Raw genomic sequence first — 23,481 nt, forward strand, 5'->3', positions numbered from 1 at the left:
CTTAGCCGCGATTGATCCGTCGACAAGTTTCGAGCTCAGGCGGGCCAGTGTATCTTGCAGCCGGTGGCCTCTGCAGGACCCGCCGCTTTCTCTCCCGGCACGGGGTTACGCACGGTGAACATGTTGTCGGGGTCGCCCTTTGGCGGGTGGACCTCGCCGACAAAAACGGTGCTCATGAGTTCGTGGTCGCCTTCGCGGAAGGCCGGTGCGCCCGGCTGAAGTGCGATTTCCGGCGGCAGCTTGAATCCCGCGAGCGCTCTGGAAAGTTTCACGGAATCCAACGTCTTCTCCTGGTTTGCGATTGCTGCGAGCGTCTGCACCGAGGCATAGCCGAACCAGTTACGGGCCGTCGCAGAGGCGCCGGTAATCTTTTTCATCGAGGTGTTGAATTCGGCGACATGCGGAACGCCCGGCTGATCCCACCACCATTCCATGGTCCACCATCCGATGCGCGCGGAGTCCGGCACAGCGCGAATACTCTCGAGTTCGAACAAGGTGCCGCCGACCGCCATCTGCTTGTCGAGGCCGAACTGGACGAATTGCTTGAGGCTCGAGACCTGGTCGCCGCCGCCCATGACGTTGATCAGGACCTGCGGCGCGAAAGCCTTGGCCTGGATCAGGTAGGCCGAATAATCCGCCGTGCCGATCGGCACCAGCGCCCCGGAGGACGTACCGCCCGCAGCTTTCAGCAGCTTTTCGAAGCCGGCCTGGACCGAGTGGCCATAGGCGTAATCCGGCGTCAGAAAGTACCATCGCTTGCCAAATTTCTCCATCAGTGTGGAGGCGATGGCGTTGGCATCCATTGCGGTGGAATTGCAGACCCGGAATACGTTCCAGGTACAGCTCGTTCCGGTGATCGGATCGGTGTGACCTCCGGATACGATATGAAGGATCTTCTTCTCGCTGGTGACCTGGGCCATCGCAATTGCGATACCGGAATTGACGTCACCAATGATGAAACTGACCTGATCGCGCTCGATCAGCTTCCGTGTCTTCTGGACGCCGGTGCCGACGTCATTGGCCGAATCCTCGACGAGGAGTTCGACCTGGCGGCCCATGATGCCGCCCTTTTTATTGATTTCTTCGGTGGCAAATTTGGCGCCGACCACTTCGCCCTGTGCGATCGCCGCGTAAACGCCGGTGAGCGGATCGACCATTCCGATCCGCACCAGCGTTTCGCCACGGGCTTTGATGATGAACGGCGATGAAACTTGCATTGCCGCAAGCGCGGCGCCTGTCCGCAGAATAGTCCGCCGATCGACCGGCCAGGATCGTCGCGCTGTACCCATGCTGTCCTCCCCGACAACGGTTTGATGCATTGAAGTCAGGCATTCTTTGATGCCTTTAGAAAGGGGAGCGTAACTTTCCGCTGCGTCCTTGCCAACGACCAACCCGGCAAAAACCCTGCAACCTTCGGCGTAGGGCGTCGCGCCGGCCGCCGGAGAAACCGGTTTAGCGGCCAAATCATTGTTTGGATGGCGATTTCCCGGGCCTGGGTAGAGGGCCGGACAGCCAGGGAAAGCCCGCCGATGAAGGCTTTTCCGGATCAGTTCATCGATCGCGTGCGATCGGGCGGTGCGGCGAAATGGCGCTAAGACGCCAGCGATGCCGTATAGGCGGCAAGCGAAATCATCGTCGGATGAGAGCCTTTCGACCACAGGCACCGTAAGTGCCGCCGCGGCCAGGCTGGTAGCGAATGTCAAATCCAATCCACAACTAGAGCTCCGATTCCGAAGTTCGCAAGCTGTTGCTGCCCTTCCGATGCGAACTTCGGAATCAAAGGAGCGCTAGCAACTTATTGATTTGAGTAGCGGCTTTGAATTTGAAGTTCCTATGACGAACTCGCAGCGAAACTGACAGGAACTTCAAATTCGCCGCACTAGTACCGCCGATCTGAAGTCCCTGCACCACAAGCGGCGAATTCGATCAGGGACTTCAGATCGATAAAGCGGTACTAGAATCAATAAGTTTGTGAGTAGCCCATGACTTTCCGAAGTTCGTGAAGGTGGGCGCTGCGATGGAGCACGAACTTCGGAAAGTGGGCACTAGAGAGTTCCGTCTCGGCGACCATAGCTTGTAACCGCCGCTATTGACTGCCGCGCTGATGTTTTTTCCTTGCCGGGACAGGGCGCCCTCCACCGAGGCGGGAAATAATCGGCGCCGCATGGGGTTATAGCTCCGATGAGCCTCGCGAGGTGGTAGAGATGAACGCGGATGGTCCCGGCATTTCGAACGCCTCCCGTGAGTCGTTCTCGGTTTCCGTTGTGTCGCGCGCAGAATTTTCCGGATGCTCGCCCTGGACCTCTACCTTCACCGACCAGCGAAAGGACTATCGGTATTACGAGATCCTGGACGATACTCTCCGGGGTCAATTCGAGCACCGATATTTTGCGATTGTTGACAGCAGGGGCCACATTCGGGCTGTTCAACCGTTCTTTCTCATCGATCAGGATATTCTCGAAGGGCTTGGCGCTGAACGGGTTTACTGGATTGCTCTCGTCCGACGATTCTATCCGCGGTTCCTAAAGCTGCGCTGTTTGATGATTGGTTGTTCCGCCGGAGAGGCTCACCTCACAGCCACTCTGCCTGTCAATATCGTCGCGGAAACCCTGTCGAACGGCATCGTCGAGCAGGCGAGATCGCTCAACGCGCAACTGATAGTGTTGAAGGAGTTCCCTTCTCGCTATCGCAAAGTACTCCGCTGCTTCGAGCAACACGGCTTCGCACGCGCGCCAAGCATGCCGATGACGATGCTCGACATCGGAGGATATGACAGCTTCGAAGCTTACATGGCGAAGGCGCTGAAGAGTTCAGCGCGAAGGAAGTTGCGCAAGAAGCTCGAGGCGACAGCCGACATTGCGGACATTCGCTTGAGCGTCACCGATGATGCGGCGAGTTTCGTCGATGAGATTTATCCGCTCTATCTGCAGGTGTTCAAACGTTCAAAGATGCGATTCGAGAAGCTCACCAAGGAGTTTTTCCGCCAGCTCGGCCAACGAATGGGCGATAAGGTCCGGTTCTTCGCGTGGCGTCGCGGAAACACGCTGGTAGCGTTCAGCCTTTGCATGGTGCAGGGAGACTCGCTGTATGCGGAGTATGTTGGCTTCGATTACTCCGTCGCGCTCGACCTGCATCTGTATCACTATGTCGTTCGGGACATGATCAGTTGGGGGATCAGCAAAGAGTATAGATGGTTCCGCAGCAGCGGCCTGAATTATGACCCGAAGCTGCACATGAAGCACCGACTCGATCCAATTGATCTATACGTGCGCCACAGGTCGGCCCTTCCAAATGCAATATTCAGGATGGCGCTGCCCTGGATCGCGCCGGTGCGCTACGACGCGACACTAAAGCTGTTTCCTAACTACAAAGAACTTTGGTGACGGTCCTGCATTTTTTTCAATTTGGAGGCGTTGATGACCCGCGATATGGCCAAGTTATTTGCGCTACATGAACATGATCATTACGCGATGCATCGGCGCCACCTCAACGAGCAGATGGTGCGGGTGCTCAAAGCAATCGGTTATGACGTTGGCTTTTGCAGTGGCAAGGGCCAGTATCTCTATGATCGAGACGGCAAGTGTTATCTCGACCTGTTGAGTGGTTTTGGAGTCTTTGCCATCGGGCGCAATCATCCCGCTCTTTGTGAGGCCTTGAAAAGCGTTCTCGACAGCGATCTTCCCAATCTGGTCCAAATGGATGTTTCGACGTTGGCTGGAATTCTAGCCGAGCGATTACTGGCGCACGTGCCGTATCTCGACAAGGTCTGCTTCGTAAATTCCGGATCGGAAACAGTCGAGGCAGCCATCAAATTTGCCCGAGCAGCAACCGGCCGGCCCGGGATACTGTACTGCGAGCATGCATTTCACGGTCTCACCAATGGTGCGCTGTCTCTCAATGGCGACGAGATTTTCCGCGAAGGCTTCGAGCCCTTGCTGCCTCACAGTGTCCGCATTCCATTTAATGATCTTGTTGCGCTTGAGAAGGCACTTCACTCGCGCACTATTGCCGCATTCATCGTCGAGCCGATCCAGGGTAAAGGGGTAAACGTCCCCGATGATGATTATCTCAGACTTGCCGCGGATCTCTGCCGGCGCCACGGCACCTTGTTCGTCGCGGATGAAGTGCAGACTGGATTGGGCCGCACCGGCCGCTTCCTTGCGGTTGAATACTGGGACGTCGAGCCGGATATGGTTCTTCTTGCAAAAACCCTGTCGGGTGGACATGTTCCGGTTGGAGCAGTTCTCACCCGAAAATGGATTTTTGACAAAGTCTTCGACCGCATGGAGCGTGCAGTAGCCCACGGATCGACATTCGGGACAAACGACCTGGCAATGGCGGCCGGAATAGCGACACTGGATGTACTCAAATCGGAGCAGTTGGTCGAAAAGGCAGCGCAGACCGGAGAACGCTTGCTGCGCGCCTTTACTGAAATGACCCAGCGTTACGAGTTTATGCGCGAGGTACGCGGCAAGGGATTGATGATTGGTATCGAGTTCGGTCCACCAAGATCGCTTAAACTTAAGGCATCATGGCATGCCCTTGAGACCGCGAGGACGGGTCTGTTCAGCCAGCTCATTACGATCCCGCTTTTCAAAGAGCATAAAATACTGAGCCAAGTCGCCAGTCATGCCGGCCACACGATCAAGCTTTTGCCCGCACTTGTGATTTCCGATTCGGACTGTGATTGGATCTTGAACGGTTTTGACTCCGTCATCGCGGAAAGCCACCGCGTCCCTGGCGCTATATGGTCGCTCGGAAAAAACCTGGTCGGCCATGCGATGCCGTCGAAAACATAATCATTACCCGGGCCGTCGCAGCTCTAGAGGTTGCCGCGATTGCTCGCGAACTTCGGAGTCGGAGCTCTAATTGTTGAGAACGATCAGCCCGTCGACGGCGACGCCCGTGCGGCTGTTGAGGAGAAACGGATTAACGTCAATCGAGGCGATGCGGCTGCCTGCGTCCATCATCAGGTTGGACAGGCCAACGAGCGCCTTGACGACGGAAGCCTCATGCAGCGCCGGCTTGCCGCGGTAGCCGCGCAGCCTGACGCCGGCCTTGGTGCGGCCAATCAGCTTCTTTGCTTCCACCGCATCGAGAGGGGCGCCCGCCAAAGCCACGTCCCTCATCAGCTCGATCTCGACGCCGCCGGTGCCGAACAGGATGACCGGGCCCATCTCGGCATCGAGCGAACTACCGACAACCAGTTCGAGATCGGCCTTGACCTGCTGCGCGATCAGGATGCCGTCGATCCTCGGCTTGTTCTTGAGCTTTTTCACCCGCGACATGATCTGGTCGACGGCTTTTTTGACTTCGGCGGCGCTGTTGATGTTGAGCACCACGCCACCAACATCGGATTTGTGCAGGATCTCCGCGCTGACCACCTTGGCGACGACGGGAAAGCCGATTTTTTTCGCGATCTTCACTGCTTCGGTCGAAGTCTGCGCGATCGCTTCCTTCGATATCGGAATGCCATAGGCCTTGAGCAGTTTTTTCGACGCGACCTCGTCGAGCGCCGCGCCCTTGGCGGTCTTGAGCGTGCGCTCCAGCGTCGCCCGCGCCGAGGCAGTCGAGCTTGACGCAATTTCCGGGACGTTCCTGGGCAGCTGCGCATATTCGATCAGCGATTTGATGGCGCCGACGGCGCGATCAAGCCCTTGCATCACGGCAATATGCTGCAGCGACTGGCGCAAGCCCTTGGTGAATTCGGTAAAGCCGATCGACATCGTCGAAATGTAGATCACGGGCTTATTGGCCGACGCCGCCATTTCGTTGACGCGATGCAGGTTCCGCTCGCGCAATTCATGCGGCGCCTTCGGCAATTCAGCGTCGATGATGACGATATCGGTGTCGGGATCGTCGATCATGATCTTGATCGACTGCATGTAAACGGAGGGATCGACCACCGCGGCAAAGCCGGCGTCGAGCGGATTGCCGACGATCGACCCGGGCCCCAGCATTTTGGCGAGCTTTTCGCTGGCGGTTTGAGTGAGCGGCGCGAAATCGAGCCCTGCCGAGGTGAACGCATCGATCAGAAGCCCGCGTTTGCCGCCGGACAGGCTTACGGCGGCAAGCCGCGAGCCCTGCGGCACGGCGGCATGCACGAAGCATTCGGTGGTTTCGACGAGTTCGTCGAGCCCGTGGGCGCGGATCACGCCTTCGCGCGAGGAGATCGCGTCAAAACTTTCGATCGAGCCGGCGAGCGCGCCGGTATGCGCCATCGCGGCGGCGCGGCCGCCTTCGGAAGCGCCGAGCTTGATCGCAATCACCGGCTTGCCCGCGGCGCGCGCCGCCTTGCAGGCCTCGCGGAATGCCTTGGTGTTGCGCACGCCTTCGAGGTAGACCACGATGACGCGGATCGAGGGATCGATCGCGAAATAGTTCATCAGATCGGTGGTTTCCAGGCCAGCTTCGTTGCCGGTGGTGACCATGTAGCCGACGCCGACGCCGCGATCTTCCAGCGCCTGACGGATCGCCATCACGATCGCGCCGGACTGGCCGGCAATCGCAACGGGACCCGCTTTCATCGTGACGATGCGGTCGTCGATGTTGGTGAAGAGATTTTCGCCGGCGCTCAGATTGCCGAGGCAATTCGGTCCGGTGACGGCAAGCCCGGTTTCGCGGATCGCCTGCTGCAATTCGACAGCGAGCCGTTGGCTTTCCGCGTCCTGCAATTCGCTGAAGCCGGAGGTCACGATCGTCGCCGAACGGGCGCCGGCCGCCGCGGCATCCCGGACCACCTGGACTGCAAAGCGAGCCGGCACCATCACCAGCACATGATCCGGCTTGTCCGGCAGGCTGGCGAAATCCTTGTAGCAGGGCACTCCCCAGATGGTTTCGCGCTTGCTGTTGACCGGATAGAGGCCGCCCCCGAAGCCGTATTTGATCAGGTTATTCCAGATGCGCTCGGCGTAATTACCTGGCTTATCCGTCGCGCCGACCACGACAATATTGCGCGGGTGCAGCATGGCGTGGATTTGCTGGACGACGCGGCTGGCATCGGACGGCGGCGACCATTTGCCGGCCGCATTTCCTGAACGGGCTTCCATGTTTCCTAAACGCTGCCTCTGATGATTTTTCCCGGAGACGGAAATTCGGCGGTTCTCCGGCCACTTGATTTCTTATTATTGATAGTTGGCACAGGTGACAACTCGCGTTGCGCGAATGCAGGCCTGCTACCAGTTTGGACTTGCTACCAGGCAGGTCGTGGCCGCGCTGGCGAGACGATGCCCGCCAGCAGTACCGCCAGAATGCCGGTGAGAAAGATGCCGTCGAACGTCCCCGCGCCGCCGATGGAAGCGACGGGCGCGCCGAGGCCGGTAATCTTGTCGAGATTGGAGAGATCCGCGCCGATCAATGTTCCCATCGAGCCGCCAATATAGGCCAGCGGAGCGGCGTATTCGCGGGAGAGAATGAACGCCAGGATCGCCGTCGCAATGACGGGTCCGAACACCGGCACCGCAATGCCAAGTCCGTGCACCGGGGTTGCCATCATATGGATGATGACGGCAATGGCGATAACGGCAATCGCCGCCTTGCCCCACAATTGGTAGCGGAGCACGAGATAGGTCGACATCAGCGTCGGGATCACGGCGCCGCCGACATTGACTGCAAGCACGGTGCCGGGCCATTGCTGCACCAGCGGTACGACATATTGCATGCCGAAGAAATCGACGACCTGTCCCGATCTCACCGTCTGTCCCGGCAGGACCGTGATCGGGATATTGAAGTAGCTGCCGATCAGCGAGCCGAATAGCAGGAGCAGCGCGACTCCCGGTCCGACGCCGAGCTTCATATAGGCGTAGCGCAGGATCCGAAGCTGAATCAGGATGATCAGTCCGATGAACAGAACCACCAGGACGGAAAACAGGGCCGGCGTCAGCGGCAGATAATGAATCTGGGAGCCCATGATGAAATTCAGCCGTTCAATATCGGTTGCCCCTGGATTAAGTTGGGAACCAGACGGGTGGATCGCAAGGCTCGAACTTCGCTCGATTGCGATCGTGGCAAGGTAGTTTCGGCAAAGTGTCGGGGCGAGGGGAGATTTGCAAGGTGATCACGCTTTATCATTGCAAGGCGGCGCGCTCGTTTCGTCCGCTTTGGGCGCTGGAAGAACTCGGGCTCGAGTATGAGCTCAAGATGCTGCCATTTCCGCCGCGGGTGTTCGCCAAGGAATATCTGGCGCTCAATCCGCTTGGCACTATCCCGCTTCTCATCGACGGTGACGTCCGCATGACGGAATCGGCGGCGATCGCTCAATATCTGGTCACGCAGTATGGCCCTACGCCGCTCGCGATCGGTACGGACGAGCCCGAGTTTGGCGGTTACCTCAACTGGCTGCATTTCGGCGAAGCGACGCTGACTTTTCCGCAAACGCTGGTGCTGCGTTACTCGAGGCTCGAGCCGGAAGAGCGGCGCAATCCGCAGGTCGTGGCCGACTATTCGAAGTGGTTCTTAGGCCGGCTGCGCGCGGTCGAGGCTGCGGTTGCAAATCGCGACATGTTGTGCGGCGGCCGGTTTACCGCCGCCGATATTTCCGTGGGCTACGCGCTGCTAATGGCGGAGCGTCTCGGCCTGTCCGGGGATTTTACGCCGGCCGTTGTTGGCTATTGGCAGCGGTTGCGCGAGCGCGACAGCTTCCGCCGGGCGGTGAAGGCCGAAACGCTGGCCGCCGAACAGCAGAAAATCCCGGACACGTCGTGGTCGTGATGGCTTGCGAGCGCTCAGTGCGTATCCAGTAGCTTGTTCAGCCGCAGCCGCGTGATCAGGTAGACGTTCTGCAGGTCGTTGGCGAATTCGGTCTGGGTGTCGTTCTGCAACCGCCGCTTGAACTCGAAGAAGATCCCTTCCTTGGTATACATCTTCACCGCGATGATGAAGGGAAATCCGAATTTTGCCTTATAGGCGGCGTTGAGGCGCGACAATTCGGCGAATTCGGCCGGCGGCAGCGAGTCGAGCCCGGCGCTCGCCTGCTCGGCAACCGACGAGGCCGTCATTGTTCCGGCCTTGGCTTCCTTGCCGGCCAGATCGGGGTGACTTTGCAACAAGGCAAGCTGCTTGGTTGCCGGAGCATCCTTCGCCACGGCAACCATCGCAGCATGCATATCGTCGGGGCTGGCAAACGGACGTTTCTCCCAGGCCTTCTCCGCAACCCACGGCGATTTCTCGAAGATGCCGCCGAACTTCACGACGAAGGCGGCGCGGTCCATGGCGTTGATCGGCGCCATGTCGACCGGGCCGGCAAACGCCGCCGGCCCGAGCAGCAGCGCACAAATCAGCGAGGCAGCAAGCGAGATGCGACCGATCATGCTCAACGTCCTTTCGCCTGCGTGCGGGGTATCAGCTACCGCGGTACGTCGTGTAGCTCCAGGGCGCGACCAGGATCGGCACGTGATAATGCGACTTGGCGTCGGCGATGCCAAACTGGATGACCGCCTTTTCCAGGAAGGGCGGGTTGGGCAGCTGGGTACCGAGCTTGGCGAAGTACTCGCCGACATAAAATACCAGCTGAAATTTGCCGGTCTTCATGTTCTCCGGCGTCATCAGAGGTTCGGCGTTGCGGCCGTCCGCATTGGTGTGCACCGTCTTGAGCAGCTTGTAGGTGTCGCCCTCAAGTTCGCTGAACTCGATCTTGATGCCCTCGCCGGGCTTGCCGTTCGCCGTATCCAGAACGTGGGTGGTCAATCCAGGCGTTCCGGCGGCCAGCGCGGTCCTGTTGCCAAGCGCTGCGAACGCCAACATGGCCGAGCCCGCTCCCAACAGACCTCGTCGGTTAAGTCCTGTCATCGTCCTGCTCCATCAGTTGCCCCATCCAGCGATACGCGGGGTGATCCAATTTAGCGCTGCAAAAACCACACCACGCAAGGCATTTCCTGCGTTGACGGTGGTCGAGGACAGATTGGCAGTCAGCGTTCGGGCGTCGGATTATCACCGGTCTTTGCGGCCACTTCGCGTGCAGCGCGAACCTTCGCCATCATCGCGTTGCAATATTCGTGGCGTTCGCGGTCGAAAGCCTGCTGGCGGGCGCGGAAGGCATCCACCCTTCGGCGGATTTCGTCACGCAAGTCGCCGTGGCTTACCGGGGTCAGGCGAGCGGGAAGAACGTCCACCGGACGTTGTTCAACGATCGCAGGATGATTTGCCGGTTCCGATGGACGCGGCGTTTCGAGCGGGCGTTCGGGATATGCCGTTTTCCCGGTCACCGACTGCACAAACGCCATGGTCTGCGCGATGAGAAGATCGCGTTCGTTCTTCCACGTCATGCCGCACCTCAGCCCGAAAACATCTCAGCAAAAAGCCGATGGGCAATCAACGACGGCGTGAGCGAAGTCCACATCTAAAAAAGGTTTCGCATGCCGGCACGTTGCGCCGGCGGTGTCCGGGCCTTCTCACACGATCCGCGAGGTCTTGTTGCCCCAATAGCGGTCGCGCAACAGCCGCTTGTAGAGTTTGCCCGTCGGCAGTCGGGGCAGTTGCTCCTCGAAATCGATCGAGCGAGGCACCTTCTGGCGCGACAGCGACTGGCTGCAGAAGCCGATCAGCTCCTCGGCGAGTTCGGCACAAGGCTTCACCCCCGGCATCGGCTGTACCACCGCTTTGACTTCTTCGCCCAGATCCGCATTGGGCACACCGAATACCGCGGCGTCGGCGATCTTCGGATGGGTGATCAGCAGATTTTCGCATTCCTGCGGATAGATGTTCACGCCGCCCGAGATGATCATGAAGGTCGCGCGATCGGTCAGGTAAAGATAGCCGTCTTTGTCGACATAGCCGACATCCCCCACGGTGCTCATGCTGCCGTCCGCCGAGCGCGCCTCACGCGTTTTGTCGGGATCGTTGAAATACTCGAAGGCGCTCGCGGTCTTGAACCAGACCGTGCCCGGTGTGCCGAGCGGGCAGGGCTTCATATTCTCATCAAGGACGTGAAGGTCACCCAGCAGAACCTTGCCCACCGTGCCGCGATGGGCGAGCCACTCGGCGGAGTTGCAGGCGGTAAAGCCAAGACCTCCGGTGGCGCCGTAATATTCGTGAATGATCGGTCCCCACCATTTGATCATGTCTTCCTTGACAGCGGCCGGGCAGGGAGCGGCGGCGTGAACGGCGATCTCAAGAGACGACAGATCGTAGCGGGAGCGCACCCCTTCGGGCAGCTTCAGCATGCGTGAAAACATGGTCGGAACAAGCTGGCTGTGGGTCACGCCCCATTGCTCGACCAGCTCGAGATAACGTTGCGGATCAAAACTCTCCATGATGATGACGGTGCCGCCCATCCGGATCGTGAGGTTGACCGCGGCTTGCGGCGCCGAGTGATAGAGTGGCGCCGGCGACAGATAGATCATGCCCTCGCGGTACTGCCAGAGCTTTTGCAGGAAATCGAACAGCGGCAATTGCTCCGAGGGCGGTTGTTCCGCCAGCGGGCGCAAAATGCCTTTTGGCCGCCCCGTGGTGCCCGACGAATAAAGCATCGCCGTGCCGATCGATTGATCCGCGATCGGTGTTTTGGGAAGTCCTGCGGTGGCTTCCTTCAACCCGACGATACCGTCGCTTTCGACTGCGCCGTCCGCCACGATGCAGAGCTCGATCTTCGGGCATTCCTTGAGCGCCTCGCGCGCGACGTCGAGCTTGGCGACGGAAGTGATGAGAATGCGGGATTGGCTGTTGTTGACGATATAGGCGAGTTCCGCCGCCGTCAGATAGCAATTGACGCAGGTGAAATAGAGGCCGGCCTTCTCGCCCGCGCCGCAGACTTCCAGGTAGCGGCTGTTGTTCTCCATGTAGATCGCATAATGGTCGAGCCGCTTCATGCCGCGGTTGCGAAACAGATGCGCGAGGCGGTTGGTGCGCGCCTCGAGCTCGGCATAGCTCACGGACTCGCCGGAGTTCGCCATGATGAAGGCGGGCTGAAGTGGACGAAGATGAGCGTGCTTGCCGGTAAACATCGTTCGAGCGACTCCCCGTAAGGCCGGTCAAACAGACGCTGATGGCGCGGCGACTTGCCGGCCGTGCGCGTCGTCCTCCCGGACAATTTTCATTCGTTGTTTTGGGGGATGTTAGCGGAGCAGGGAGGCGGCGTCACCACCGCCATCGTCAAAAGTTGCATGCGTATTGCGCCTCGCTTCATGCTGATCGATCGGCTTGAGCGCTCACTTGGAGCGGCGGCCGCGCAAACGAGGAGCATGTGCCTTACCGATATCGCCGTCTTCATCCCAGCCGCCCGCCGAAAATGCCGCCCCGGATAATCGGCCAGTTGTCCCGGGATCGCGCAGCGAAGTAGTCACCTCTGACCACAGCCGGTTCATTTGCATGCCGAGATGGCCAAGATCGCCCCTTCAATCGCGCGGGAACTTCTGCGGTCGAGTGACTGCGCGCCTGCTTTTTTGGAGGGGCGGGTGCGACCGATTTCGCTTGATCCCGGTCGTTGCATGAACAGATTATCGGCGGTCTCTTCTTGGTGTTGTCGCATATCTGGATTACCTCGGCTGGTTGCAACCGTCGTCGACAGGAGGAAGAATTGAGCGCGAGTGAGCAATCGACGCGTCCGGTTCGAATGGCCGATATGCGATCGTTTTACAGCCTGTCCCCGATCCCGATCCTTATCGTTCTCGCCGGGCTTGTTTCGGGTTGCGAACAAAAGCAGGCGGCGCAAGCTGCCGCCCCGCCGGCGCCGCCCGTCACTGTCGCCCAGCCCGTCAAACGAACCGTCACCGACTGGGACGAATTCACGGGGCGTTTCGATGCGGTCCAGCAGGTGCAGGTGCGGGCTCGCGTTGGCGGCTTCATCACGGACGTCGAGTTCCGTGATGGCGCCTTCGTCAAGACCGGCGATCTCTTGTACCTGATCGATGCAAGGCCGTTCGAGGCCGTCGCCACGCAGGCCGATGGTCAGTTGTCGGATGCGCGCGCCAAGGTCGAACTGGCCAAGCGGGAGCTGGATCGCGCGCTGACGCTGCAGCAGTCGCAAAATGTAGCGGAGTCCACGGTCGACCAGCGGCGTCAGGCGCTGCAGGCGGCGAGGGCGGCCGAGTTGCAGGCCGAAGGCGTGCTCAAGGCGGCCCAGCTCAATGTCGAATTCACCCACGTCAAGGCGCCGATCGACGGCCGGGTCAGCCGGCACCTGGTCGATATCGGCAATCTGGTCCAGGGCAGCGAAGGCAATTCGACGCTGTTGACGTCGATCGTCTCGCTCGATCCGATCTACATCTATTTCGATATCGATGAAGCGACCTATCTCAAATACAACCGGCTCTGGTTCGAGGGCAAACGTCCGAGCTCGCGCGATAATCCCAACCCGGTCGAGGTGACGCTGACCGGCGAGGCCAAGCCGTCGCACAAGGGCACCGTCGATTTCCTTGACAACCAGCTCGATGTTTCGACCGGTACGCTGCGCGGCCGTGCGGTGATCCCGAACAAGGATATGTCGATTCTGCCCGGACAATTCGGCCGCGTTCGCCTGATCGCGAGCGCGCCGTATGAGGCGTTGCTGGTGCCGGATACGGCTGTCGCGACCGATCAGGCGCGCAAGATCCTGTTCGTGGTCAAGGACGACAACATGGTCGAGGCGAGGCCCGTCGTGCTCGGACCGCTCGACCAGGGCCTGCGGGTGGTCCGCGAAGGGCTCCAGCCCGAAGACCGCGTGGTGGTCGATGGATTGCAGCGCGTGCGGGTTGGCGCGAAGGTCACGCCGCACGAGGCCAAGCCCGTAGGTAACAAGACATGAATCTCGGGGCGCTTTCCGTCAACCGGCCGATCCTGGCGATGGTTCTGTCCATCGTGCTGCTGATCGTTGGCGCGATCGCCTATACGACGCTGCCGGTTGCCGAATATCCGCAAGTGGTGCCGCCGACCGTGGTGGTCACCACCCAATATCCGGGCGCCTCGGCGCAAACCGTGTCCGACACCGTTGCAGCTCCCATCGAACAGCAGATCAACGGCGTCGAGGACATGCTCTACCTCTACAGCCAGGCCACCTCGAACGGTCAGCTCACGATCACCGTCACGTTCAAGCTCGGCACCGATCTCGACAAGGCGCAGGTGCTGGTCCAGAACCGCGTCGCGATCGCGACGCCGCAATTGCCTGAGGAGGTTCAGCGCAACGGTGTGGTGACGCGCAAGAACAGCCCCGACATCCTGATGGTCGTCTTCATGTTGTCGCCCGACGACACCTTCGACCAGCTCTATATCAGCAACTATGCGCTGCTTCAGGTGCGCGACCAGCTGCTCCGGCTGGATGGCATCGGCGACATCCAGATCTTTGGCGCGCGCGACTACTCGATGCGGCTGTGGCTCGATCCCGACAAGATCGCCAATCTGGGCTTGACGGCCGGCGACGTGCTGACCGCGATTAGGTCGCAGAATTTGCAGATTGCCGGCGGCGAGCTGGCGGGGCCTCCGATCGCCGACCGCGCCTTCCAGCCCAATCTGACTTTCACCGGACGGCTGAAGGACATCAGGCAGTTCGAAGACATTCTGGTCAAAGCCGGCAGCGATGGCCGTACGGTTCGGCTGCGCGATGTGGCGCGGATCGAACTCGGCGCGCTCGACTACACCACCAACAGTTTTCTGTTGCGCAAGAGCGCGGTCGCGATGCTCGTTACCCAGCGTCCGGGATCTAATGCGCTGGCCACGGCGAAACGTATTTCCGACACGATGGCCCGCCTCAAGGCCAATTTTCCGAAGGGGCTTGACTACAATATCGGCTACAACCCGACCGAATTCATCGCGCAATCCGTCAGCGAGCTGATCAAGACGATCTACGAGGCGATGATTCTGGTCGTCATCGTCGTTCTGGTGTTTCTGCAAGGATGGCGGCCGGCGATCATTCCGATCATCGCGATCCCGGTGTCGCTGGTCGGGACGTTCGCGGCGATGGCTGCGCTCGGTTTTGCCATCAACAATCTCACCTTGTTCGGTCTTGTGCTTGCGGTCGGTATCGTGGTCGACGACGCGATCGTGGTGGTGGAAAATGTCGAGCGGCATCTGCGCGATGGCTTGAGCAAGCGCGATGCGGCGCTGCGCACCATGCAGGAGGTCGGCGGCGCGCTGGTGTCGATCGCGCTCGTGCTGTGTGCCGTGTTCGTGCCGACCGCATTTCTCGGCGGGGTTTCCGGGCTGTTCTTCCAGCAATTCGCCGTTACGATCGCGGTCGCAACGGCGATTTCGTGCTTCTGTTCGCTGACCTTGTCGCCGGCGCTGGCCTCGCAGATCCTGGTCGCGCATGAAGAAAAGCGGGAGCCGGCGCGCTGGAACGTGGTCGCGCGCGGTTGGGAGGCATTCAGCGGTGTTTTCAACCGCGGCTTCGACTGGCTCTCCCACGGTTACGCCAGCACTGCCTCGTTCGTGATCCGGCACTCGTCGGTGATGCTGCTGGTCTATCTGGCGCTCATCGGAAGCGCCGGCTGGCTGCTCGCGACAACGCCGCAAGGCTTTGTCCCGGCGCAGGACCGTGGCTACATCATCGTCTCGGCGCAATTGCCGGGCGCCGCTTCACTGGCGCGCACCACCGAGGTCGTGCGCGAAATCGAACGGATCGCGCTCGATACGCCCGGCATCGTCCGCGTCGCTTCGTTTGCCGGCCTTTCCGGCGCCACACGCACGCAGGCGAGCAATGCCGCGGCGCTGTTTCCGGTGTTCGACGAGCCCGAAGCTCGCCTGAAGAAGGGTTTGACCGCGGCCAGAATCATCGGCGACTTGCGCAAGCGGCTTTCGGTGATCGAGGGCGCGTTCATCATCGTCATTCCTCCGCCGTCGATTCCGGGCATCGGCACTGGCGGCGGCTTTGCCATGCGCATCGAGGACCGGCAGGGCCGCGGTCCGGAATTGCTTGCGGCCGCGACCGACGAACTCGTGGCAGCGGCACGCAAGACGCCGGGGCTGACGTCGGTGTTCTCGCCTTACACTGCCAACACGCCTCAGGTCTTCGTCGACATCGATCGCATCAAGGCGCAGAAGCTCGGCGTCCCGATTCAGAGCGTGACGGACGCCATCGAGACCTATTTCGGATCGACCTACGTCAACGACTTCAACATCCTCGGCCGCACCTATCACGTCACCGCGCAGGCAGATCTCCCGTTTCGCAAGGAGGCCGCCGATCTCGCGCGGCTACGCACCCGCAACGCGTCCGGCAACATGGTGATGCTGGGCAGCGTCGTCGACTTCCGCGATGTTTCGGGCCCCGACCGGGTTGCACGCTACAATCTATATCCGGCTTCCGAACTTCAGGGCGAGCCGGCGCCGGGAACGAGCTCGGCCGGCGCCATTGAACTCATGAAGCATCTCGCAGACCAGACCCTGCCGAGCGGCTTCTTCTACGACTGGACTGATTTGTCCTACCAGCAGGTCAATGGCGCCAATTCGGGCCTTTACGTTTTCCCGATTTGCGTTCTGTTCGTATTCCTGGTTCTGGCGGCGCAGTATGGCAGCTGGAGCCTGCCGTTCTCGGTCATCCTGATCGTGCCGATGTGCCTTCTGGCGGCGACGCTCGGGGTGCGGATCATGGGACAGGACGTCAACATCCTCACGCAGATCGGCTTCGTCGTGTTGGTCGGCCTCGCCGCGAAAAACGCCATCCTGATCGTCGAGTTCGCGCGCGACATCGAGCTCGAGGGCCGGCCACGCATGGAGGCGGTGATCGAGGCTTGCCGGCTTCGGCTGCGTCCGATCCTGATGACCTCGTTCGCCTTCATTCTCGGCGTGCTGCCGCTGGTCGTCTCGACCGGTTCGGGATCGGAAATGCGCCAGGCGGTTGGCGTGGCGGTGTTCTTTGGCATGCTCGGTGTCACGCTGTTCGGGCTCGTGTTCACGCCGATCTTCTATGTGGTGGTGCGCAACCTCGCGGATCGGTCGGGACCGAAAAAGCCGGTTTTGATGAGCTGACCCTGCATTCCGGAAAAAAGACGCGGCGCTTGCCGCAGCGCGCGTGCCCTTGCGACCCTACTTTTGGTGCATCCCAAACGGGTGGGCACGGCAAAGGTTATAAAATATGCTGCCGGTGGAATGAATTAGCATCCACTACAATAATAATCAGGGGTGATCGCATGAGACTTAATCTACTTCCGGCAGCCGTCGCGGCTTGCGGCCTGTTGATCGCGGCGCCGGCGTTGGCGCAAGGCGTCAAGATCGGCATCTTGAACGACCAGTCCGGCGTTTACGCCGACTACGGCGGCAAATACTCGGTCGAAGCCGCCAGGATGGCGATCGAGGATTTCGGTGGCGAAGTGCTCGGCCATAAAATCGAACTGGTCACCGCCGACCATCAGAACAAGCCGGACCTTGCCGTCAGCATCGCGCGGCGGTGGTACGATGTCGAAGGCGTCGACATGATCACCGAGCTCACGACGTCGTCAGTTGCGCTCGCGGTACAAGAGCTCACGAAGGAAAAGAAGAAGATCGACATCGTGGTGGGCGCCGCAAGTTCGCGTATCACCGGCGATGCCTGCACGCCTTACGGCTTCCATTGGGCCTATGACACGCGCTCACTTGCGGTCGGCACCGGCGGTGCGCTGGCTAGAGCGGGTGGCGACACCTGGTTCTTTTTGACCGCCGACTACGCGTTCGGCTACTCGCTCGAGAAGGACACCAGCGATATCGTCAAGGAAAACGGCGGCAAGGTGCTGGGCGCCGTCCGTGTCCCGCTGAACTCGTCGGACTTCTCCTCGTTCCTGCTGCAGGCGCAGAGCTCCAAGGCCAAGATCATCGGGCTTGCCAATGCCGGACTCGACACCACCAATTCGATCAAGCAGGCGGCAGAATTCGGCATCGTCAGAGGCGGCCAGAAACTTGCAGCGCTCTTGATGACGATCTCCGAGGTTCACGGCCTGGGACTTGAAGCGGCCCAGGGCCTGGTGCTCACGGAAGGTTTCTACTGGGACCAGAACGACAGGACGCGTGCGTTCTCGGAACGCTTCTTCAAGCGAACCGGCCGCATGCCCAGCATGATCCATGCCGGGACCTACTCGGCGACACTGCAGTATCTGAAAGCGGTGAAGGCCGCCGGTACCAAGGATTCGGACGCTGTCGTCAAGAAGCTCAAGGAGCTTCCGGTCAACGACGCCTTTACGGATAATGGCAAGGTGCTCGCAAACGGCCGCATGGTGCATGACCTCTATCTGTTCGAGGTCAAGAAGCCGTCGGAATCGAAGAAGCCCTGGGACTATTACAAGCAGCTCGCGGTGGTGCCCGGCGACAAGGCGTTCTTCACGGCCAAGGAAAGCGGCTGCCCACTGACGAAGTAATCGACGCTGCTGTTATTGCGGCGATGTGACGCGGCGCCATTTGGCGCCGCGTTTTTTAGGGCATCCGCAAAAGCGCTCAAGCGTCGGGGGAGGTGCCGGCGGAACCGTTGGTGTTGCAGGCGGGACACGAAACGCAGATTAAATGGCGGCCGTCACCGCTGTTTTTGTTGCAGATGCGAGCATGCCGGGGCTAGGTTCCGGCCACTTCATTGATCCGAGGGAAAGCCATGACGTCATCCGGCGGTTACTTGAAATTTTTCAGCATGTCCGGCTTGCCCGGACGATGGTGGAAGCCCGTCGCGGTGGCGTTGCTGCTGCTTGCTCTTCCGATTCCCTCAATGGCAAGCCGGGCGGTGTCGGCACAGCCCGCCAATGGCGCGAAAGTCTACATGCTGCGCGGCGTGCTCAATATTTTTTCGCTCGGCCTGGATAGCATCGCATCGCAACTGGAAGCCCAGGGCATCCCGGTCGACGTGACCAACTATCTCGGTTGGTCGGTGGTCGCCGACGAGGTCGCAGCCGACTATCGCAGCGGAAAGGTCAAGACGGTCATTTTGGTGGGGCATTCTTCCGGCGCGACCGTGCTGCCCGATATGGTGGACCGTCTCAATCAGCTTGGCGTTCCAGTGAGGCTCGTGATCGGTCTCGATTCGGTATTTCGCACCAGCCTGAACGGCCGCGTCGGGCGTTATATCAACTACTACATCGGCAACGGTAACGGAGAGCCGGTGGCGCGCGCGCGAGGAATGCATGGCGAACTCGACAATGTGAATGTGCAGAACGTTCCGGGTGTCGGGCACATCACCATCGATAAGAACGCGATCATGCAGCGGAAGGTGATCGTGGACATCGATTCGGTGGTGTTCGGCGGCCGGGCGAGGGAAGTTTCCGCAGCACCTCGCGTCGTGCATTAAATCCAACCAGCGCCCATGGGCGGCAGGGGCCGGCTGCGGCATGAGCGATGCCTCCGGGGTTGCCGAAGTCGCCACAATTCCACCAATTCGGCCTCACAAAAGGGCGGGAAGCGCGCATGGACTTGCGTCTTCCCGCCCTTTGGCGACGCCGATCCTGGCGATCCATCAGGGGCTTCCAGCGTCAGGACAGCTAGTGAATCGCATGATCAATCCGGCACGGCGTATGGCGGTCCTTGCCGGAGCGCTGTGCCTGCTCTCGCTGTCAGGTGGCAATCTTGGTTCAGCGGCCGCGGATCCCGTAACGGCTGCCGCAACCGAAGCCGTTATATCGCCGCCGCCCCCAAGCGTCGCGCCGCGTCCGCGTGCTTATCTGTTCCGTGGTGCGCTGGGTCCGTTTTTCTCGCGTGGGATCGACCGTATCACCGAACGGCTCGAAGAGGCCGGCATCACCGCCAACGTCTACGAATTCACTATTTGCCGTCTGATCGCCGCGCAGGCGATTCACGAATATCGCGAAAACCCGGCGCCGATCGTTCTGATCGGGCATTCGATGGGCGGCTTCTGTGCGCTGAAATTTGCCGAGATTCTGGAAGGCGAGGGGATCAGAGCGGACCTCGTCGTTGCCATCGACCCCGCCCATGTGACGCCTGACGTGCCCCTCAATGTCGATCGCTTCATCAACATCTTCCTGTCAAAGAGCGTGCTCGGTGGCGGCGACGTCAAACCCAAGCCGGGATACCGCGGCCACTATGCAAGCTACGATCTTTCGCTGCACGACGAAGTAACGCACATCAATATCGAGAAGCAGGACACGGTCCAGCAGCAGCTCGTGACCAAGGTTGTTCAACTCGCCGCGGCAAAGGCCGATGGCGACAACACCGTTCCCGTTCGCTTCGTCGTTCCCGCGAAAGCGGACATCGAGCTCTGGGACAGCGGCACGGCGGTGTTTGCCCGTCCGGGAGACACCTTGCAGTCGATCGCGACCGCTTACCACGTTCCGCTCTGGTCGGTCATGCAGATCAACAGGGGCGCCGAGCGCACGCCGCTGGTTCCGGGCGAGCGTGTCGTCGTCCCGCGTCACCTCGAACCGGTGGTCGAGGCGTCGGTGCGGGCGCCCGCAAAGCGCTGAGCGCAGCCGGAATTAAGCGCTTACTGCCGCCGTCAGCGCTGCGGCAGGAAAGGCACCAGCATCGGAACGCGGCGGCAATAGGGGCCGTAGGCATCCGCACCGAGTTCCTCGCTGAGGAAGCCTTCCTCCATGCGTGCTTTTTGCCAGAGGCCGATGGCGATCAGGGCTGTGCCGAGCAACGCGGTCGCCGTTCCAACCGCAACGCCGGTCGCGATCATCGCGCCGATCAGCCCGGTGTAGATCGGATGACGGACCAATCCGTAAGGTCCGGTGTCGATGACGCGATGGTCTTCCTTGCGCGTGATCGCATTTGACCAGAAGCGTCCGAGATGGATGCGAGCCCACCAGGTGAAAAGGCAGCCGGCGGCAGTCAGGACGGCAAGTATATAGGTGCCCCCGGTGCCGACATCCCAGAGCGGCTTCTCCCCGAGCACTTTCGCGGTCCACGGCGTCAGCAGGATCGCGCCGGCCAGAATGGGAAATCGATAGGCCCGCGAGTCCCAGGTCCTGACGTGCTTCTCGGTTCGACCGGAAAAGAATGCGCCTATGAACCAGCTCAAAAGCCAGGCTGCCCAGATCAATGCCAACAAGGCGCTGGGCCAGGTCGCGGTCCAACCGCTCCACACGAAAGCGACAATCGAATTCATCATGGCTAGCGTCCCGGTTCTGACATTTGTATCCCGTCGAGGCGTCCACTTATTGCGAATGTCAGAACCACGGGGACGCTGGGAACTATATAATTCTGGCGTGCTTTGACTCTGACATTCCTTCAAAGAACTCGCGGCGGCATTAAAAGGAACGTCAGGGTCGCCACGCCAGCCTTATATTCCCGATTGGCGCGCAAAGGCAATTGTGGAAAAAATCAAGCCAGGGGAACGGCTTAGGCCCTCAAGCGAGTTTGGGCTCGCGGAGCAGGTAAGTAATGGTATCGCGCAACGCCGGCTCGATCGGCCGTGGCGCATAGCCGAGTTCGTCCTGTGCTTTCTTGACCGATAATTCGGTTGCCCGCAGCGCGATCCGCACACCCTCGGCCGTGCCGGATGGTGGTTTGTGCGTGATGTGATCTGCGACGAATTCCAGCATGCCCGCGGCTGCTTCCGCAATCCGGCCGGGGACCGGAACGGCCAGCGTGCGCCGCCCGCTGATGTCAGCCATCAGCTGCAGGATCTTCTTCAGCGACACGCTTTCACCGCCGAGAATATAGCGCTGGCCGGTTTGCCCGCGCTCCATCGTCAGGATCAACCCGGTGGCGACATCGCGAACATCCACCATGTTGACGATGAAATCGAGATACATCTGAACTCGCCCGTGCAGGAATTGGCGCAGCATCGCGGTGGGAGGCGTCAGGTTGTGATCGTGCGGACCGATCGGCATCGTCGGTGTGCCGATGACGAGTGGAAATCCGTCCGCTGCGGCCTGTGCCGCCGACTGTTCTGCCAGCATCTTCGAGCGGGTGTAGACGCCCGGCATCTGCTCTGGCGGCAAAAGGCTGCGCTCGCCGCTGTCTTGTTGCATCGAGGCCGGCCGGAACAGGATGGATTCGGTCGAGCAATGCAGGAAGCGTGCGACGCCGCGTTTGCGGGCCGCGGCGATGACAACTTCCGTTCCCTGAAAATTAACGGCGTGGAAGTCGCCCTTGTTCGGCATCCACATGCCCGGAAGACCGGCGAGATGATAGACCTCATCGGCGTCGCGCAGGGTTTCGCCGACGAGACCCGCATCCAGCACCGAACCCGACACGTATTCAACGCCAGGTGTGGCGCAAATCGGCGCGCGGCGATCGAGCACCCGCACCTCTCGGCCGCCCGCCACAAGCGCCGATACAAGGTGCTGTCCGATGAAGCCTGTGCCGCCCGTGATGAGTGTCTTGGTCATGAACGTGGCAGCGGCTGACTTTCCTCGGTGAAAGACGAAGCCCCGCGTTGCGCCTGCCGCGGTTCGCTCTGGATAATCGCCGCCAGGTCGGGCCGGAACCCGAGTGCGATAAACAGCTTCGTCATCACAAACATCGGCCCGAGCAGGAAGTGCGAGGGGTTATCGACCAAAGCGGGCTGGCGCTGTTCGAAGAAGCGATGACCGACGATCTGGAAGCCGATGCCGATGGCGATCAAAGGCAACGTCACGGCCCACACCGTGAGGATGCTCGCGTGGTGCACGACGAGCGTGGCGACAGCGAACAGGATAATCGCACAACCGATGATGGCTGTTCCAAGCGCAGCGTCGAGCAACAGCCAATAAATCAATACCGGCAATGCCAGGATCGGCGCCAGCGTCGTCTGCACGCCGAGCACATGAACCGAAACCAGGTTGAGCGGAAGAATGGCGGCAAAAAACAATGTCAAAATGCCGAGCACGTGCATCACCCCGTTCCAGGGGTTGCGATGATATTCCACGTAATCGGCAAGCTGGCGCTTGAAAATGTCATTCATCTATGGGGCTCGTATGCGGCTCGCTGCGGCCGTCGCGCAAAAGCACTCAGGCGCTGATGTCATCAAATGAGGCTGTGGGCCCTGGTATGATAACTAGTGCTCCGATTCCGAAGTTCGTATCATATTGCGGCTCCGCGTTTACGAACTTCGGAATCAAAGGAGCACTAGCCAATTATTTGATTCTAGTGCGGTTTAGAATTTGAAGTTCCTATGACGAGGTCACCGCGAAACTGATAGGAACTTCAAATTCACCGCACTAGTTAAACTTGGGGTATCTCTGAAGTCAAATAGCGGTCCGGGCCTGAAATCGCACGGAAATATTTCAATTCATTGATAGGTTCAATACTTCGCGACCTGTTTTGTTTCATGGATGGACGAGGCGCCAAAGGATGGCTCCGGTCGCGCCCAGCCAAAGCGCGATCGTGGCGCTGGCCTGGATCGCAAACCCCGGTCTGCGTTTGTTGGCGGCTTTTGCATAGCCGGTCATGTACAGAATACGGCCTATGATCCAGACGACGCCAAGCGCCGCCGCAATGGCGTCGCTGACATAGAACGCAAACAGCCAGAGCGCCGGCAGGAAGATCGGCATCCACTCCAGCGTATTCATGTGGACGCGAAAAACGCGCTCGAAGTCCGGATGGCCCGATATCGCCGGCGCCTTGATGCCGTAGGTTCCGCGCGCCTTGCCGACCTGAAAGCTGAAAGCGAAATACATCAAGATCACAAGGCACGTGACGAGGGCCGTCAGGTGATACATGGCGAAAGTTCCTTCAATGTCT

The 23,481-nt window shown here is 60.2% G+C and carries 19 protein-coding genes; 8 read left to right on the top strand and 11 right to left on the bottom strand.

Going from position 1 to position 23,481, the window contains the following annotated elements; translation table 11 throughout:
- Nucleotides 1-35: 35 nt before the first annotated feature.
- Nucleotides 36-1,289 carry an ABC transporter substrate-binding protein gene (locus M6D32_RS08105; protein ID WP_298255109.1) on the bottom strand — a complete coding sequence of 418 codons (1,254 nt, stop codon included), beginning with the start codon at nt 1,287-1,289 and terminating at the stop codon, nt 36-38.
- Between the two features lie 915 nt (nt 1,290-2,204).
- Between M6D32_RS08105 and M6D32_RS08110 the strand changes: the two genes are divergently transcribed.
- Nucleotides 2,205-3,383, top strand: a complete 1,179-nt coding sequence (locus tag M6D32_RS08110; protein ID WP_298255111.1) for a GNAT family N-acetyltransferase — start codon at nt 2,205-2,207, stop codon at nt 3,381-3,383.
- 33 nt (nt 3,384-3,416) lie between these two features.
- Nucleotides 3,417-4,799 carry an aspartate aminotransferase family protein gene (locus tag M6D32_RS08115; RefSeq protein WP_298255113.1) on the top strand — a complete coding sequence of 461 codons (1,383 nt, stop codon included), beginning with the start codon at nt 3,417-3,419 and terminating at the stop codon, nt 4,797-4,799.
- A gap of 66 nt (nt 4,800-4,865) precedes the next feature.
- Here M6D32_RS08115 and M6D32_RS08120 read toward each other — a convergent pair whose 3' ends face one another.
- Nucleotides 4,866-7,049: an acetate--CoA ligase family protein gene (locus tag M6D32_RS08120; protein ID WP_298255115.1), complete on the bottom strand. Its 2,184-nt coding sequence runs from the start codon at nt 7,047-7,049 to the stop codon at nt 4,866-4,868.
- 143 nt (nt 7,050-7,192) lie between these two features.
- Nucleotides 7,193-7,909: a DUF1614 domain-containing protein gene (locus tag M6D32_RS08125; RefSeq protein WP_298255118.1), complete on the bottom strand. Its 717-nt coding sequence runs from the start codon at nt 7,907-7,909 to the stop codon at nt 7,193-7,195.
- A gap of 143 nt (nt 7,910-8,052) precedes the next feature.
- Here M6D32_RS08125 and M6D32_RS08130 point away from each other — a divergent pair, with 143 nt between their 5' ends.
- Nucleotides 8,053-8,709: a glutathione S-transferase family protein gene (locus M6D32_RS08130; protein ID WP_298255120.1), complete on the top strand. Its 657-nt coding sequence runs from the start codon at nt 8,053-8,055 to the stop codon at nt 8,707-8,709.
- Between the two features lie 14 nt (nt 8,710-8,723).
- On the opposite strand, the gene uraD is transcribed toward M6D32_RS08130, so the two are convergent.
- From uraD to M6D32_RS08150, 4 genes are all read right to left on the bottom strand, one after another.
- Nucleotides 8,724-9,308, bottom strand: a complete 585-nt coding sequence (gene uraD / locus M6D32_RS08135; protein WP_298255122.1) for a 2-oxo-4-hydroxy-4-carboxy-5-ureidoimidazoline decarboxylase — start codon at nt 9,306-9,308, stop codon at nt 8,724-8,726.
- Between the two features lie 31 nt (nt 9,309-9,339).
- Nucleotides 9,340-9,741 (bottom strand): hydroxyisourate hydrolase, encoded by a 402-nt coding sequence (uraH, locus tag M6D32_RS08140; protein WP_298255198.1) that lies wholly within the window; start codon nt 9,739-9,741, stop codon nt 9,340-9,342.
- A 164-nt stretch (nt 9,742-9,905) separates the two neighbouring features.
- On the bottom strand, nt 9,906-10,262 hold the full coding sequence (locus M6D32_RS08145; protein ID WP_298255124.1) for a hypothetical protein: 357 nt from the start codon (nt 10,260-10,262) through the stop codon (nt 9,906-9,908).
- Nucleotides 10,263-10,388: 126 nt separating this feature from the next.
- The gene (locus M6D32_RS08150) at nt 10,389-11,939 is read right to left on the bottom strand and encodes an AMP-binding protein (RefSeq protein ID WP_298255126.1); all 1,551 of its coding nucleotides are present in this window, start codon (nt 11,937-11,939) and stop codon (nt 10,389-10,391) included.
- Between the two features lie 617 nt (nt 11,940-12,556).
- On the opposite strand from M6D32_RS08150, the gene M6D32_RS08155 reads away from it, so the two are divergent.
- The 5 genes from M6D32_RS08155 to M6D32_RS08175 all read left to right on the top strand — a co-directional run bounded on the left by M6D32_RS08155 (nt 12,557) and on the right by M6D32_RS08175 (nt 20,273).
- Nucleotides 12,557-13,717, top strand: coding sequence for an efflux RND transporter periplasmic adaptor subunit (locus M6D32_RS08155; protein ID WP_298255200.1), 1,161 nt, complete (start codon nt 12,557-12,559; stop codon nt 13,715-13,717).
- Nucleotides 13,714-16,872 carry a multidrug efflux RND transporter permease subunit gene (locus M6D32_RS08160; protein WP_298255128.1) on the top strand — a complete coding sequence of 1,053 codons (3,159 nt, stop codon included), beginning with the start codon at nt 13,714-13,716 and terminating at the stop codon, nt 16,870-16,872. Before M6D32_RS08155 ends, M6D32_RS08160 begins: the two co-directional genes overlap by 4 nt.
- A gap of 161 nt (nt 16,873-17,033) precedes the next feature.
- Entirely contained in the window at nt 17,034-18,230 is a 1,197-nt protein-coding gene (locus tag M6D32_RS08165) for an ABC transporter substrate-binding protein (RefSeq protein WP_298255132.1), read from the top strand.
- Between the two features lie 227 nt (nt 18,231-18,457).
- On the top strand, nt 18,458-19,144 hold the full coding sequence (locus M6D32_RS08170; RefSeq protein WP_298255134.1) for a hypothetical protein: 687 nt from the start codon (nt 18,458-18,460) through the stop codon (nt 19,142-19,144).
- A 202-nt stretch (nt 19,145-19,346) separates the two neighbouring features.
- Nucleotides 19,347-20,273, top strand: a complete 927-nt coding sequence (locus tag M6D32_RS08175) for an alpha/beta fold hydrolase (RefSeq protein WP_298255136.1) — start codon at nt 19,347-19,349, stop codon at nt 20,271-20,273.
- 32 nt (nt 20,274-20,305) lie between these two features.
- Here M6D32_RS08175 and M6D32_RS08180 read toward each other — a convergent pair whose 3' ends face one another.
- The 4 genes from M6D32_RS08180 to M6D32_RS08195 form a co-directional block, all read right to left on the bottom strand.
- The gene (locus M6D32_RS08180) at nt 20,306-20,923 is read right to left on the bottom strand and encodes an isoprenylcysteine carboxylmethyltransferase family protein (protein WP_298255138.1); all 618 of its coding nucleotides are present in this window, start codon (nt 20,921-20,923) and stop codon (nt 20,306-20,308) included.
- A gap of 238 nt (nt 20,924-21,161) precedes the next feature.
- Complete coding sequence (locus M6D32_RS08185; protein WP_298255140.1) at nt 21,162-22,148, bottom strand: NAD-dependent epimerase/dehydratase family protein; 987 nt, start codon at nt 22,146-22,148, stop codon at nt 21,162-21,164.
- On the bottom strand, nt 22,145-22,702 hold the full coding sequence (locus M6D32_RS08190; protein ID WP_298255142.1) for an Mpo1-like protein: 558 nt from the start codon (nt 22,700-22,702) through the stop codon (nt 22,145-22,147). Before M6D32_RS08190 ends, M6D32_RS08185 begins: the two co-directional genes overlap by 4 nt.
- A gap of 364 nt (nt 22,703-23,066) precedes the next feature.
- Nucleotides 23,067-23,459, bottom strand: coding sequence for an MAPEG family protein (locus M6D32_RS08195; RefSeq protein WP_298255144.1), 393 nt, complete (start codon nt 23,457-23,459; stop codon nt 23,067-23,069).
- Nucleotides 23,460-23,481: the final 22 nt, after the last annotated feature.

This window comes from Bradyrhizobium sp., assembly GCF_027307225.1.
Classification (GTDB): Bacteria; Pseudomonadota; Alphaproteobacteria; order Rhizobiales; family Xanthobacteraceae; genus Bradyrhizobium.